The 14,723-nt window shown below is 53.5% G+C and carries 14 protein-coding genes and 1 pseudogene; 8 read left to right on the forward strand and 7 right to left on the reverse strand.

The window, feature by feature from the left end:
* Positions 1 to 39 precede the first annotated feature (39 nt).
* Together AD659_RS16100 and AD659_RS16105 are read left to right on the forward strand one after the other, a co-directional pair.
* Positions 40 to 582: a hypothetical protein gene (locus AD659_RS16100; RefSeq protein WP_053123014.1), complete on the forward strand. Its 543-nt coding sequence runs from the start codon at positions 40 to 42 to the stop codon at positions 580 to 582.
* A gap of 38 nt (positions 583 to 620) precedes the next feature.
* The gene (locus tag AD659_RS16105; protein WP_053123091.1) at positions 621 to 980 is read left to right on the forward strand and encodes a hypothetical protein; all 360 of its coding nucleotides are present in this window, start codon (positions 621 to 623) and stop codon (positions 978 to 980) included.
* A 21-nt stretch (positions 981 to 1,001) separates the two neighbouring features.
* Here the strand turns inward: AD659_RS16105 and AD659_RS16110 are convergent, their stop codons facing one another.
* The 3 genes from AD659_RS16110 to AD659_RS16120 form a co-directional block, all read right to left on the reverse strand.
* On the reverse strand, positions 1,002 to 1,490 hold the full coding sequence (locus AD659_RS16110; RefSeq protein ID WP_053123016.1) for an RES family NAD+ phosphorylase: 489 nt from the start codon (positions 1,488 to 1,490) through the stop codon (positions 1,002 to 1,004).
* Complete coding sequence (gene parS, locus AD659_RS16115; RefSeq protein ID WP_053123093.1) at positions 1,487 to 1,930, reverse strand: type II RES/Xre toxin-antitoxin system antitoxin; 444 nt, start codon at positions 1,928 to 1,930, stop codon at positions 1,487 to 1,489. The genes AD659_RS16110 and parS overlap by 4 nt, the downstream gene beginning before the upstream one ends.
* 378 nt (positions 1,931 to 2,308) lie before the next feature.
* Positions 2,309 to 3,226 (reverse strand): DMT family transporter, encoded by a 918-nt coding sequence (locus AD659_RS16120; protein WP_053123018.1) that lies wholly within the window; start codon positions 3,224 to 3,226, stop codon positions 2,309 to 2,311.
* Between the two features lie 102 nt (positions 3,227 to 3,328).
* Between AD659_RS16120 and AD659_RS16125 the strand changes: the two genes are divergently transcribed.
* A complete protein-coding gene (locus tag AD659_RS16125; RefSeq protein WP_053123021.1) occupies positions 3,329 to 4,195 on the forward strand; it encodes a LysR family transcriptional regulator in 867 nt (288 codons plus the stop codon).
* A gap of 111 nt (positions 4,196 to 4,306) precedes the next feature.
* Entirely contained in the window at positions 4,307 to 4,828 is a 522-nt protein-coding gene (locus AD659_RS16130) for an HIT family protein (protein ID WP_053123023.1), read from the forward strand.
* Here the strand turns inward: AD659_RS16130 and AD659_RS16135 are convergent.
* Positions 4,782 to 5,453: a DUF2268 domain-containing putative Zn-dependent protease gene (locus AD659_RS16135; protein ID WP_053123025.1), complete on the reverse strand. Its 672-nt coding sequence runs from the start codon at positions 5,451 to 5,453 to the stop codon at positions 4,782 to 4,784. The genes AD659_RS16130 and AD659_RS16135 overlap by 47 nt on opposite strands.
* 447 nt (positions 5,454 to 5,900) lie before the next feature.
* Between AD659_RS16135 and AD659_RS16140 the strand changes: the two genes are divergently transcribed.
* The 3 genes from AD659_RS16140 (at position 5,901) to AD659_RS16150 (ending at position 10,237) form a co-directional block, all read left to right on the forward strand.
* Positions 5,901 to 6,173 carry a hypothetical protein gene (locus AD659_RS16140; protein ID WP_025569626.1) on the forward strand — a complete coding sequence of 91 codons (273 nt, stop codon included), beginning with the start codon at positions 5,901 to 5,903 and terminating at the stop codon, positions 6,171 to 6,173.
* Between the two features lie 332 nt (positions 6,174 to 6,505).
* Positions 6,506 to 8,521 carry an AAA family ATPase gene (locus AD659_RS16145; RefSeq protein ID WP_053123027.1) on the forward strand — a complete coding sequence of 672 codons (2,016 nt, stop codon included), beginning with the start codon at positions 6,506 to 6,508 and terminating at the stop codon, positions 8,519 to 8,521.
* A 369-nt stretch (positions 8,522 to 8,890) separates the two neighbouring features.
* Positions 8,891 to 10,237: a protein kinase domain-containing protein gene (locus AD659_RS16150; RefSeq protein WP_053123029.1), complete on the forward strand. Its 1,347-nt coding sequence runs from the start codon at positions 8,891 to 8,893 to the stop codon at positions 10,235 to 10,237.
* Positions 10,238 to 10,515: 278 nt separating this feature from the next.
* Here the strand turns inward: AD659_RS16150 and AD659_RS16155 are convergent, their stop codons facing one another.
* From AD659_RS16155 to AD659_RS16165, 3 genes and pseudogenes are all read right to left on the reverse strand, one after another.
* The gene (locus AD659_RS16155) at positions 10,516 to 12,030 is read right to left on the reverse strand and encodes an ApeA N-terminal domain 1-containing protein (RefSeq protein ID WP_053123031.1); all 1,515 of its coding nucleotides are present in this window, start codon (positions 12,028 to 12,030) and stop codon (positions 10,516 to 10,518) included.
* Positions 12,031 to 12,307: 277 nt separating this feature from the next.
* Positions 12,308 to 12,727: pseudogene (locus AD659_RS16160) on the reverse strand (helix-turn-helix domain-containing protein); the annotation flags it as partial.
* A 146-nt stretch (positions 12,728 to 12,873) separates the two neighbouring features.
* Positions 12,874 to 13,665 carry an NAD(P)H-dependent oxidoreductase gene (locus AD659_RS16165; protein WP_053123033.1) on the reverse strand — a complete coding sequence of 264 codons (792 nt, stop codon included), beginning with the start codon at positions 13,663 to 13,665 and terminating at the stop codon, positions 12,874 to 12,876.
* An 84-nt stretch (positions 13,666 to 13,749) separates the two neighbouring features.
* On the opposite strand from AD659_RS16165, the gene AD659_RS16170 reads away from it, so the two are divergent.
* Positions 13,750 to 14,667 carry a LysR family transcriptional regulator gene (locus AD659_RS16170; RefSeq protein ID WP_053123035.1) on the forward strand — a complete coding sequence of 306 codons (918 nt, stop codon included), beginning with the start codon at positions 13,750 to 13,752 and terminating at the stop codon, positions 14,665 to 14,667.
* The last annotated feature ends 56 nt before the right edge of the window (positions 14,668 to 14,723 follow it).

Raw genomic sequence — 14,723 nt, forward strand, 5'->3', positions numbered from 1 at the left:
GGACAGGCGATGTCGCAGGCCACCCTCAAGGATCCAGGTATGACTTTTCTGCCGTCACGCTCCACCCTCTTCGTCTCCAGCCTCCTGCTCAGCTCCCTGTGCTTTGCCGAAGGCGAGCCAACCGACGGCAGCCTCATCAAGGACTCGACCAAGGCAGCCGTTTCAACCTTCATTACCGCCGGCAAGAACCTGTTGGGCGGCGTTAGCGAAGGTGTGCTCGATGGCCGCGAGTCGGCCCAAGGCACCGATGGCGCCGCGATCATTTCCTCCGGCGAACAGATGAAAGATCGCATCGCCATTGAAGTGTTGAAACTCGAACCCAGCGACGACAACGTCAGCATCACCCTCGGCTTCAAGAACAGCACCGACACCCAACTGCGCGTGGTCAACCTCGGCCAGACCGGCGTGCTGCTGGCCATCGACCAGGCGGGTTACTCCAACCGCCTCACCGGCCTGGACAACCCGGATGAAGTCACCATTCCGCCGAAGACCGCCGTGCGCCAGAAGTTTGTGTTTGAAGGCATGAACGAGGCGGTCAGCACGGTACGGGTGTGGGGGCAGGATTATCCGGTCAAGAAGTAGTGCGGCAGCGTGTCCGGGTAACGTGCTTGGTTCTCGCCATGGGCATGCTTGTGGCTTGCGAATACGGTGCGGAGCCGGACCCGCTGAAAAACGCCCTGCTCGACGCACCACCCGAGCTCGTCTTCAAGGGCCAGCTTGCAGGGCAGTTTACTCACTTGGTTGTTCACGATTGTGCGGTTTACAAGATCGAAGGCCAGTCTGCGAAAGACATGACCTGGACCGTGGTGCTGGAAACGGAGCCCTACCCTTTTTTCACCAGTTGCGATCGGCAGTCGCTGAGCAAGGGAAAGGAGAGTGTCACGGTTGAGCTGGGGCGTATGGCATTTGGAGCCGGTGGATGCTGCGCCACTGGGGGAACCTACCGCACGAACGATGGACGTGGATGGAAGAAGTTGTAGGCTTGAGACGCAGCCTTACGTTCACTTAACCAATCGCGTATCCAGGCCAAACCTTTCCTGCGAGACAAGCCTGAACTGATCCGCCGCCAAATCGCAGCTCACCAGTAGATTCCAGGAGTGCCGAGTCACCGCCGAAGGAATCAGTACAAAGGGATGCTGCGCCAGCAACTCGTCAGCAAACTGCTGCTGATTGGGCGACGGTCGAGCCGGAATCAGCCAGTTGGGGTTTGGCACGTCTTTGACCTGAATCACTTTGATGAGCGCCGGATCCAGCACCTCAAAACATGTCAGTAAGTAAGGCACCCTGTCCAACGCGTCGAATCCCAGGTGGGCCGCTACTTCCAAAATGGCCGTGGACGGGTCAGCCGAAGCGTAGATAACCCGCCGTCCGGGCGGATTCCAGCGGCCACCGGTTCGTTGCGCCCCGATGCCGCTGTCCCATGTATCCTTGTAGACCTCCCGGTCAAGGCGCCAAGCGTGCCATCGTCCGTCCCAGGGCAAAGGATTCATTGATAAACCCCATGTTCAATCCGGGTCAGGTAATCCTCCACCGCCTGGAAGCCCAGCGAGTTGTCGATCAACTCCAATGGCACGTAACCGTCCAGGTACTTGCAGGGTTTCTTCAACCAGTCCTCAGCCAGTTGCTGGCTGCCAAAGACGTTGGTGGCGTGCTCCAGGGTCTGAGCATACTGAAAGGCAACCGTACTCTGCTGCTGGTTCAGGCGTATTGGCTTGGTCTCCTTCGCCAGACGCTGAACGGTCCTGACGGATCTCCCGGTAATGCGTTGAACCAGATCCTGCTCCATGTACAGAGTGGACGTAGAAAGCATGTCCTTGACGTCGCTCAGGTAAAAGCCTTCCTGCGCATACCGGATAATCAGCAAACGCTCATCACCTTTACGGCCATCCAACAGCACCTCCGTAGGCTTTCTGGTTACCCTTGCCTCCATACCAGTTTTTCCGGCGGATTTCACAGCCGGCTTGTCTGCTTGCTTCGCTAGGGACATAACATTGACCTCCGCACGACATTTGACGCAATCATAGCGCCAAATGTCGCGATAGCGACAACTCAATTCGTCGGTTTTGACGTATAGGGTTTCAGGCATCGATCTGTCCTCACTATATAAAACGAAACTGAGCATGCCGGATGTCACACGGAGCACCGAGACAACGCCAGATCGTAAGTGCGGTACTTCCGAAGGCCAACCCTATAAAGTTGTCAGAGACTTCTGCGATTTATCCCAAAGCGGTCGACTGTCCGTAGGACGGTGTTCGTGATACTCCGTGTGCGACAACACCCAACCTCATTGCCTACACCCACAACAGAATCAACCGATTTTTGCCCCACTCCCCGGCTCAAGCTTCAACGCCAGCACACTCATCAACACAATCACCGCCCCCACAATAACCGTCGCTGACGGTCGCTCAGCCAACACCAAAGAAGCCATCAACATCGCCGTGGGCGGTATCAGGTAAAGCGCCATGGAAGCGCGGCTCACGTTGCTGTGCGCCAGCACGTAAGCCCAAGCAAGGTACGCCAACGCGCTGGGAAAAATACCCAGAACCAACACCGCCAGATTCACCGAAGCCGAAGCCTGTCGCGCCGCACTCAACATGCCCGGCGCGAAAATGAACAACAAAACTGTGCCCGACCAAACGGTGTAGCAAACCAGGGTCAAACCGTCATAACGATGGGCATGGTGCTTCTGCAAAGCGAAATACAAACTCCAGGACAGCGCCGCCAACAGGATCAATAGCCCATGGGCGTCCATGTCACCCAAGCCACGATCCCCCGCGACCACCACGCCAGCGCCAAGCAAGCCGCACAGCACACACCCCCACTGCCAACCACTGACCCTGTCCTTGAAGACAAAATGCGCCAGCAGCGTGCTGAACAACGGCGTGGACTGGGCCAGTACACTGGCCGCCCCGGCGCTAACGCCCCGCTGGCCATAATTGAGGGCGATGTGGTGCAGGCTGACCGCAAAGAAACCCAACACCGCCAGCAACGGTAGATCCCTGAGACGCGGCCAGGAAATACCCTTCACCATCGCAACGAGGGCCATGAACACCGAAGCGATGAGAAAACGCATCAACGCCAATTGTCCGGGTTCGTAAGCCTGCAAGCCAATGCGAATACCAATCGGCGAATAGGCCCAGCAAACAATCACCAACAGCGTCGCCAGGATAACCTTCACACCGGTTTTGCCGGAGGAACCTTCTACCAGCGCGAAACGCGTTTCCATCTAAAGTTCCTGCTCACCGGCCGATTTGCCTCGAAGTATCGAAACCACCCCACCTCAGCACAAGTGACTTAAACTCAGCCCACCATTCACTTTTGGTGAGCTATGGAACTGTCTCAACTGCGCATGCTCAAGACCGTCTGCGAAACCGGCAGCATCGCCCGCGCCGCCGAAGTGCTGCACTGCGTGCCGTCCAACATCACTGCACGCCTCAAGTCCCTGGAACGAGAACTCGGCACGCCGCTGTTTTTCCGCGAAGGTCGCGGGCTGCGGGTCAGCCCGGCGGGCGAAGTGTTTCTGGAGTACGCGACAAAAATACTGAGCCTGACGGAAGAAGCCCGCCGCGCAGTCGCCCCCACCCGCGCACCGAGTGGCCCACTGCGCATCGGCGCAATCGAGTCCAGCGCCACCGGGCGCCTGCCTCAATTGCTCGCCAAATACCACGCGCAGTATCCACAAGTGTCACTGGAACTGAGCACCGGCACCTGGGCGCAGCTGCTGGACGATATCCAGCATCACCGGCTCGACGGCGTGATCGTCGCGGTGGACATCGAACGGCCTGGACTCAAGCGAGCCGTGATGTACCGCGAAGACCTGGTGCTCATCGCCTCCGAGTCCCACGGCCCGTTGCGCAGCGCCGCCGATTTGCAAGGCAAGGCGATCTTCATGTGGCCCACGGGCTGTCCGTACCGCTTGGCTCTGGAACAGTGGCTGCTGCGTCATGACCAAGTGCAACCGATCATCAGCATCGCCAGTTATGGCGCCATTGTTGGCTGTGTCAGCGCTGGCGCAGGCGTCTCGCTGGTGCCCCGGGGGATCTATGAGCAATACCGCCAGGGGGCGGGTTGGACGGGGTATGAATTTCCTGAGCTGACGGGCATCGATAACCTTTTTTACTGGCATGAAAACGCTGGCCGGCATCCTGCCAGAGAAGCTTTTTTGACGATGCTGCAAACGGAGTTCGAAGGCTAGTTGCAGCACTACCCCTTGTGGCGAGGGAGCTTGCTCCCGCTGGGCTGCGCAGCAGCCCCAATACCCGATCAACCTGATAAACGAAGATTTCAAATTAACAGGGAGTCAGCTTTGAAATTAGCCCCCCACTTCATCCTCCACGAAACCACCCACTGGCTAGTCAACCACCACCTGGCCTCCGCCCTGCCCGGCTACCTCATGCTCGGCTCCAAGCATCACGTTAACTCACTGGCGCAACTGCCCGAACCCGCACTCGCCGAACTGGGTAGCCTAATGGCAAACATTCAGAGCGTCGTTGAAACACAACTGAACCCCAAATGGCTTTACATCAGCCGCTTCGGCCACGATCCCCGCTACCCCATCCATTTCCATTTCATCCCGGTGTACGACTGGGTCGAGGCACTGTTCTGGAAAGATGCGCGGTACAGGTTGCTGGAGACCTTTGGCACTCAAGAAAACGCCCAGACATTGACCGATGGTGCCGAGCTGACATTGTTCATCTGGCGTGAGTTTGGTGAGAGCCCTACGCCGCCTGCGATCCATGGGCCCTCTATCAGCCAGGTAATTGAAAGGTTGCGGCAAGCGTTCAGGACTCGGCCAACACCAAACCTTCTTCCAGCGCGCTGGCCATGATGTCTGCTGCAGATGCGTTGACCCAGGTCGAAATATCAGTTTCGCCCCTCGATGCAAGCCAACGCCCGACCATTTGATAACCCAACGAGTAACCGAGCCATTTGGGTTTGTCGCCAAAACCAAAGAACCACTCGTTGTGATCGTAATACCGTGATTCAAGAGTTTGCAGCCCAACCGGTGAGCGCAAAAGATCGGCAGATGCGATGGCATGCTCCCAAGGCTCCGGATCGCTACCAAGCACATGCCGAACAAACTGACCGGCAAGCCCTTCGCTGACCAACGCCTCGCCTAACGTCCAACCATAACCAGGACCGCCCATGCGCAGGCAATGGTGAACCTCATGAACAACCTGTCGACGCAGTGCGCCGGTGCGCAGGCTGGAAAAGAAATTCGGATTGTCGGGATCAAGGGTCATGGTAAACATGGAGCTGCGATACGCCCGTCCTACCAGACCCATTTCCGGAATGGTTTCGCCCGGTAGCCTCTGAATCAGGACATCGAGTCTCGGCGGGGGCATCAGGCAAGCAATAGCCTCGTAAGCGGCGTCAAACTCATCAACCAGCTCGCGGCGAAACTCGGCAAGACTCCCCGAGGCCTCCAGCCAGTGCAGCGTCCATTTCTCCATGCCCCATCTCCTTTATTAATCAAATCACCTGGCTCGATGACTCCGGGCCGCTCGCGACGGTAGATCCCCCGCCGGGCAGCTGTCCAGTGTCGATCAGGTTTGACTGCGCCTCTGTTTGCCCGGTTATCTCTGGCAAAAAACTGTCTCGATTCCTACAAGGCTCTCGGAAGCAGGTGTCTTGCTCGTCGTGTCTGGTGAAATCTATAGTCATTTCCATCGCCGCAGAATGGCGATCAGGTTTGGCGACCTGAGGATCGAGTGCAAAAGTACTGCGTTTTTTGCAGAGGCTTTGGCACACTTGCACGGCTGCCCGTTACGGCAGTTGTGCGTGGGAGGCCTTCGGGTCTGCCGGTTTCCGATCCCGGTTCGCCAACCTGCGTACAACTGCCACCCAATTGTTTGGCGACGATTGAGTGGCTAAAACCTCATTAGATCGGAGTTTTGAACATGGAAAGATATGTCCCCATCACCGGCATCGACTGCACTCCCGCTTCCCTCCTCATAGATACTCAAGCCCCGCTGGACGTCCTGCATGCAACCGCTGATTACCGCATCCGTGTGGTGACGCAGGTACTGGAGAACATTGCGTTTCGCTCTGAAATCACCAGCGATACGGTGGTGCTTTCAGATTTCGCACAGCTTCTGGTAATTCCGTTGCGGGATGGCTGTGATTTGCTGGAGGTGATTGGTCGGCGGCTTCAAGCGCAGGTCGAAAGCTGATGGAACGACGGGCGTCTAAAACGCGCCCGTTTTACATAATTAGGGATGGTATTCGCACCGTGCATCAGATCTGACCATCCAGTTTAAAGATCCCAGCCGACAGAGAGCGGCCAATAGCTGACGTAGCGAAAGGTGCACCGATGGATGGGGAGGTTTCAGCAAGGCTTCAGGCCCGCCAGGTATGGGATGCCTGATAGAAGTCCGAAGTCGACGCAAACCTCCACGAGCTGGAGCCTAGACTCGCCCCATGGGGATGGGTATCCTCAGCCAAAAGCTTGAGGTCGTGGCCCAATGCCATGGAACTGATGCGACAGTTATCAAGGGATGAATGCATGGAGCTCGTACGCGCAACTGTGGGACCTTTTCGCTCAATCAATGAGCCCCAAGCGGTGTCGATTGATCCTGAAGTAACTGTGCTGGTCGGCATGAATGAGGCCGGAAAAACAGTTTTTCTCAAAGCGTTGCACAAGGCCAAAGATGCTTTGGGTAGAGAGGTTTTTAACATCACGGATGACTACCCAAGGAAAGACGTCACCACATACAGGCGTCGTCACGAAGAGGAGCCGGACGTCGCGGTGAAATTGACGTATCGGGCTGTTGCGCGGGAGATTGAGAGAGTTAATAAGCTAGTCGGCACCGACTTAACCGACGGCTTTGAGTTTTCGGTGACTTTTGATTATAAAAATCAGCGAGTCAATTCGTTGAATGTCACTGATGGACCCGTACTCAAGAAAATGTCCACGAACGCGGCCTTGAGCGAAGGGGTGAGAGCTATTCTCAAGGATGCGACGACTATCAGATCTGCCTCAAAGACTCTCGTAGAATTTGAATCTCCAAATGATGCGGATACGACGTTGATCGAGTCGTTGACAAAAAGAATAGCCGCCGCAGATGGGAGTAAGGGCTGGGATCACATCTCCGCCTATGAGGTATTGATCAATTTAATGCCATCAATACCCAGCTTTTTGTATTTCAGTGATTATGATTTGCTTCCCGGAAAGCTGAACCTTCACGATCTTAAGCAGCGAGTGAATGCTGCTGCGGCTGATCCTGCTAATGCGAGTAAACAGATCGAGCCAAAGCACCAAGCGGTCCTTGCACTGCTTCGAATGGCGGAGGTGGATTTGACTGATTTCGATAATGGTAAATCCTACGAGGAGTTGAAATCACAGATTGAAGCTGTCTCTATCAGTCTAACTGACCAAGTTCTAGAGTTCTGGAAGCAGAATGAAGACCTTGAAGTCGAAATAGACATTCGCACAGACGTCTCCGAAGCTGCCCCATTCAATAATGGGCCCAATATTTATCTCAGGATCAGAAACCGCCGTCATCGTGGTGTTTCGACACCCTTTGATCAACGTAGCCGTGGATTCATCTGGTTCTTTAGCTTCCTTGTATGGTTCGACAGTGTTCAGCACCAGCTTGATGCGAGTGGCAAGGCTAGTAATAAATCCTTGGTACTTCTGCTTGATGAGCCTGCACTGGCTCTTCACGCGCTTGCACAGACAGATTTTCTGAGCTATATCGATCACCTATCAAAAAACTATCAGGTGATCTACACCACTCACTCGCCGTTCATGGTGCATTCTGACAGATTGCATCAGGTGCGTGTGGTGGAAGACAAGGTTAAGATTGGTACAGTGGTTTCGGACAACCTTTCAGGCTCTGATCCTCGTACCATTTTCCCTCTCCAGGCAGCACTTGGTTGGAACTTAGCTCAAAATCTATTTGTCACAAAGTTCAACCTACTGGTTGAAGGTATTTCTGAATTGTCGATCTTGCAGGCTATGTCCCATGTAGTCGAGACCGCTGGAAATGCGGGCTTGATGAGTAATGCCACCATCGTTCCGGCTGGTGGCTTAAGCAACGTTGCCACCTTTGTTTCTTTGTTGGGGGCAAATGGCCTTAATCTAGCGGTATTGCATGATTACAATGGGAAGCCGGAGCAAAAGCTTGAGTCATTAGTGCAGCAGAAATTGCTCAAGAAGAAATCGGTATTCAATTTCTCCCAATTCCGCGATCTTTCAAAAATTGGGGAGAACAGTATTGCTACGGATGTCGAGGATTTGCTTGACGCCGATAGATACATGATGGTTTTTTCAAGCGTATTCCAGAAAGAGCTGGACCATAAGGCCATTACTCAAGCTGACCTTCCACTAGGGGATCGAATTGTCGGGCGAATTGAAAAGTACCTCACAACCAATAGCATAAAAATTCGCCTCTCAGGAGGTTATAACCATTACGCTGTGGCTGCTGCTTTCGTGGCAAACATCATGGAAAACTGTACCGATGACACTGTTACTCGGTTTACAGCGCTGTTCAAAGACATTAACGCTGCACTGAAATAACCTGTAGCCCCAGCCGGGGACTCTCTTGGCTGGGTGATTATCGTGAAGTCATATTTTCCGCTCCGATTAGACTAACCAACTCTGGCACATAAGCTTCATTGAGCGTTTGACGGACACGCTGCGTGTCGTTGCTCTGCCTGACTCATGAAGTCGGTAATCGCTTCGACTACCTGCTCAGGGTGCTCGCGGTGCGAGACGTGTTTGCAATGATCAAGCAAAATCGGCGGCTTCTCGTGTGTTGTGAGAATCTCGTAGCAAGCTTGGTGAAGAGATGAGCCGAACTGGTCCTCTAGCTCTTGTATGGCCAGTACTGCGCACGCCGACGTACAGATATAATCCCCGACTCGCCAACCGATGGAATGAATAGATATGAAGCTGGAACTTATTGAGCAACTTGGCGATGGAGCGTTCGCAGATGTTTGGCGCGCACGAGACGAATTAGAAAGAGAGGTTGCTGTAAAGATTGTTAGGGAGGCTAGTTTAGGAGTTGCAGATGCCTTGGCGCATGCAAAAGCCTTAGCTCGTGCAACCCACCCGAATGTTGTAGCGGTCCTCACCCTAGAAACTATTCAAGACCCAAACACTGGCAAAGACGCTAGCTGTGTTGTAATGGAGTTGATTCACGGAGTAACACTTGCAACACACCTCAGCCGTGGAAAATTGACAGCTGCTGACGTTGTTTTGTTTGGGCTAGGAATAATTGATGGACTAGCTCACATTCACGCACAAGGTATGGCGCATGGGGATCTTCATGCTGAAAACGTTATGATTGGTGCCAACACAGCCAAAATTATCGACATTTTATACTTGAATTCGCTGTCAACATTAACAAGTGAAAATCGTGCATCTCGTTTAAACAGAGACATACTTAGTCTCCGACTAATGATTCAGGAGTTAATCGTCAATTCGGATATTGACTCTGCTGAGGCCACTGAATTCAATAACATGCTTGGATCACGCGCCCAGTTAAGCGACATACGTACCGCCTTCATAAAGATAACTTCGCCTGATGATCCTGGGCGGGAGCAGCGTACACTTGACCACCTATTCTCCCGTGTAGTCGACACAGACTTTGTAGAGGGGGAAGCGTATGCAGCGGCATTAGGCGAAGACACACCAGACCACGCTGTATTTGATTTGCTTAAGCGCATCGCAGACGAGTTAGTATATGAATACAAACATGGCAACTATGTTAGAGTCCTTTGGTCACGACTATCTACTGCCAAACGAAGCGAGTTCCTCACACACCTAAGCGTCGTTATCGATAAGGAGACACCAAGAGGAAAGTGGTCGCCAAACTTACGACTACTCTCTACTTTACCACGAGCCAACTGGTCTGGATTGCGGAAGCTGGTGCAAATACGGCTTGAAGAGCTCATCACCAAAGACGTACTGGCTGGCCATGTCGACATACATGGAACAAAGAAAATATCCGGCGGCGTTTTAGGCACTTATGCGAATAGCTTCTGGGCTGTCTTTCAGAATAAAGGAATTCTGGCAGACAATCTTATTTCGCTCCTGCGACAAAGCTGGTACACACAGAACTATATTGGAAGTTACTTTATGACTACCATCCCCCCGCTCGCAGAAACTACTGGCAAACGAGCTGACTTTATAAAAGCTTTCCGCACAGCATTGAATAATGATGCCCGAATAGTAAAAAACAAACTTGATGAGCTACCGCCTGACTGGATCGAAGAGATTCGTGCCAAATGATGTTCTCTTATGCTAAACACCGCTAGCATTAAGCTATAATCAGACTCCGCTAGAGAGAGTGGCGAGTGAGCATTGGCACGCTCCAAGCAATGTAATCTCGCCTCCCCTTATGTTTTGCACTATTCGACCGAGCCGCGCATCAGCATTGGGAAAAAGATCGAGTCGAATATCGTAGCGCCAAAGCAGTTGTTTTGCAGAACGTCCAGGTCTGGCTGATTGCTGCCTGTCGTGAGGCTGAAACCCATTACAGACGCTCGAGCATCACTTTATCGCAACACCTACCGACCTACCAGACTTTTTAGTCGATTAATATTTTGCGAATAATTAACTATATAAGCTCCAAATGAATGCGTCATTGTTATACCTTGACCCATCCACCTTCTCATATCCCACCCAAGATCAAGTAGGTCTGAGGCAGCGAAAACAAATTCTAGCGTGTCAATTATAAACGCGAATTCTGCGAAGTGTTTTTGATAGTCGAACGACCCGGCGCTGCCATGCACATAGTGATTTCGAGACAAAACAGCATGATTGCATGGCAGATAAAGTTCCGGAAACTTATCGCCGGCCACCTCGATTATTTTGTCGGCACGGTGATGTATCTTGTCGCGCAGGCTCGCCTTACCAATGCGTCCCAAGCTTGAGAGAACTGACTGCCTAGCGAAACTTTCCGGCAGGCCTGCGAATATTTTTCGGCACTGCGCCACCGCATCTTTCAGCGACGCATCAGTTTCCTTTGTTTTAGGTACATGGCTCTCTGGTAGCAAATCAAACATGTTGGCAGCGCCAACTATACGATTGATGCTGTAGCTTCCAAAAAATGCGGTCGCAAATCGTACCCTTGGATCACCCATAGTATCCGCACTATCCATCCAACCTGTCGCCACCTTGGCAAACTCTTCAGGGTTACGATCTGGGCAAAGAAGAATGTCACCTAAACTAGTCGAGGAATTCCCCTCGACGCGTTCATTGCACAAGCTCCAGTACAGCCGGGCAGTCTGAGGTCTCTCGGGCGTGGGCTCCTTTGAGCGCTGAGTCAGTTCCAACTCAATCCAACGGAAGCGCTGACGATGCCCGAGGCTAAGCTCAAACAACCCGTGTAAGGTGCGAAGAGCATCGATCGCTTCGCTCAGTGTCTTAAGTTCTGCGAACTCTATATTGGCGGTGACTTCGTTGTTGATGCCTATTCCAGCAGCACTTCCCGAGTTATGAGAAGATCGGTTCGTCAATGAGACTTTCCCAATCTTTGCGTTGCTCGCTACGATTTCCCACAAGCCGCTAAAATACAGCAAGTGAGGATGCTCGCTGATCTGAGGCTTGAAAGCGCGGCTTTCCCAACCATACTCTTCTGCTATCTTTTCCTTACGCTTGTAATCCATCTCAAGAATCTGATGGATTTCTGCTATTTCTGGGTATAGTGATTGAAAGGTCTCACGCCCGCTTACAAGGCAGTCGACATTCTGAAAGTGGTAGCGAATCGCCTGGATAACAGGCTCACCAGAAGTAATAGACTCTTCACCTACTACGATGTAGTGCGGAAAAAAAATGCTCTCAAACTGAGAATTCTCATCGAAGCGGTGTTGGTTTTTACCATGGAGCACGCAATCCAGAAGCGAGACTTTCTTGCCATCGTTTAGCATTCCATGAATATCAGCAGGTCCGGTTTCGGGATGATCCCAGAAACTTTTCCCTACGAGTTTAAGGATGCTATCCGCACCAGCAATTTTGAGTAGTCCGGCAAATTGGCTGTTTGTCGAGAGGAAAATTCCATTGTACTGTTCGTGCGTCGGCATAGAAAACACTCAATTAAATTATAGGTAAGCACGGCAACCCTTAGACTAGCACTCAGTCGAAATTTTCACCGGGAGCTTTCGTTGCGATAGCTAGTACTAAGTGCGCAGCCACCCCTGGCGTCTAAACCTGATAGGCAACGTGCATTCGCTTTTTTTGCGAATCGCGGGATGACGAAGGCGTGCTGCGAGCCAAGAGTGGACTAGGGTTATCCTCCGCTCTTGGCCGAAAGCCGCCGATCAAGAAAATCGCCTATCTCCTCATCAACCCACCAACCAACTAGCCTCTAACCGCTTTCATATTGCCAAGTATCCTCCCCGCATCCTGTCCAAGCGGAAGTCCAAACACCCGCGCATAATCCCGGCTGAATTGCGTCGCGCTCTCGTAGCCCACTTCGAAGGCAGCCGCCATGACGCTTTTGGCATTCGCCACCATCAGGGTTCTGGCCTGATGCAGGCGAACCCGCTTCTGGTACTGCAAGTGGCTCAGGTTGGTGACAGCCGTGAAGTGACGATGGAATGCCGAGACGCTCATTGAAGCGCGTTGCGCCAATCGCTCAACACCAATGGACTCGGCGAAGTCGCTGCGGATTCATTGGATTGCCAGGTTGATTCGGGCCATCGCGGTATCCGGCACTGCGATGTCTCGCAACATCCAGCCATGGGGGCCTTGGAGTACGCGGAGGATAATCTCTCGCTCTTAGACGGGGGCCAGGGTCTTCGAAGAAGGGTTCAGCCTGAGCATCGCCGGGCCCGTCATTACTGACCTCCAAGAATGATCAATCCCGAGGTGCGCGACCCAACTACCAGCCCCCTTGGTCTCAAGCCTCCAATACGCGTTTCACCTCAAACCCTCTCCCCGTCACTGACATGAATACCAAGATCACAACGCCCCGACGCAAGATGCGATTTAAGCGTCAACGCCGGGATTTCGTAATCACCGTGATTCTGGCGACGAAATGGCAGAGGTTGATCACTAAAAAGCGTATCCAAGCGAGCGGCATAAGCCGTGCAAATGGATTGGAAGCGGGCGGCGTCCATCTTGCTGGTCTTATAGATTGGGAAGGCCGGCATGACCGTGAAGCCAGGATAGAAAAGCACCCCATGCTGGATAGGAAATAGCAGGTCATCCAACGCGCCGTTCACCCCTCGGCCACTGTAGTGGGACTCCCAACCGCCCATCGTGACCACCAACATGGCGCGCTTGCCTGTCATGCTGCCTTCGCCGTAGCGATCGCCCCAGTGGCTTTCGCTATGTTCGCCGACACCATAGGCAAACCCGTAGGCGTAGACGCGTTCGATCCAGCCCTTGAGAATCGCGGGCATCGAGAACCACCACAGCGGAAATTGAAAGATGACGGCATCGGCCCAGAGCAATTTGGCCTGCTCTGCCTGGATGTCCGCCGGTTGGCTGTCAGCGGCAAATACACGCTGGGATTCAAGTGCCGGGTTGAAAGGCGTTTCTGCGTCATAACCTGGGGCGTCGTCCGGATCGAGGGATGCTTTCCACCCCATGCCGTAGAGATCTGAGACTTCGACCTCGTGACCTGCTGTTTCCAGGTGAGTGATCGCAAAATCCTTCAGTGCGCCATTGAGCGAACGAGGTTCGGGGTGGGCGTAGATCAGTAGTATTTTCATGAGGGCTCCGCGTTGAGTTTGTCCCTCAGCGTAAGCATGCATCCGCTATGATAGAAATGAATTCCCGAAACACATGGTATTTGCATGCACAATAGCTTGCGCCGTCTGGATCTTAATTTGCTGGTCACATTGGATGCCTTGTTGGCCGAGCAAAATGTGACGCGGGCGGCGCGCTTGCTCAATCTCGCGCAGCCGACCGTCAGCCTGCAACTGGGCAGGCTGAGAGATCTGCTTGATGATCCGCTTTTGCTGCCTGGCCCCCGAGGGATGTCGCCCACCGAGCGAGCTCGCGAATTGCAGGGGCCCCTGCGTGACGCGTTGGCCGCGCTGGAAAGCGCACTGAGTCCTGTTGCCGCTTTTGAACCCGGACGGTCCGATCAAACGTGGAAGATCGCTGCCAGTGATTATGCGACGACTGCCTTGATCTGGCCGTCGCTCTCGCGGCTCAGGCACCTGGCCCCGTACACGCGGTTAGCGCTTATGAATAAACCGACTGTCGACTTTGCCAAGGATCTGGAAAACGGCCTTATCGATCTGGCGCTGCACACCCGCGATGAAGCGCCGCCCAAGTTGCGTCAGCGTTCCTTGATTCACGAACGCTATGTGCTGGCGGCACGGCGCGACCATCCCGCGCTGGCAACCAGGCTGTCGCTCAAAGCGTTCTGCGCGCTTGAACATGCCGTCATGTCACCTGATGGCGCCGGCTTCGTTGGCAGTACCGACCACGCGCTGGCAGCTGAAGGTCTGGAACGGCGAGTGGTATTGTCCGTGTCCAATTTCAACTCGCTGGTCTCGGCATTGGTGCACAGCGATTTAGTTGCCGTGGTGCCGGAAAGGCTGGTGAAACATGAGCCTGCGCTTCACGTCCAGGCACCTCCCCTCGCCATTCCCGGGTTTGAAATGCTGATGTTATGGCCCGAGCGACTGCATCGCGATCCTGCCCATATGTGGCTGCGCGACCTTATTGCTTCGACGTTGGAAACAAGCGGCACGCAGAAATAAATGGACCGGAAGACACACATTCAATCCATGCCATTCGGAGAGCATGGGGACCGAAT

It is taken from the genome of Pseudomonas thivervalensis (genome assembly GCF_001269655.1).
In the GTDB taxonomy this organism is placed as follows: Bacteria; Pseudomonadota; Gammaproteobacteria; order Pseudomonadales; family Pseudomonadaceae; genus Aquipseudomonas; species Aquipseudomonas thivervalensis.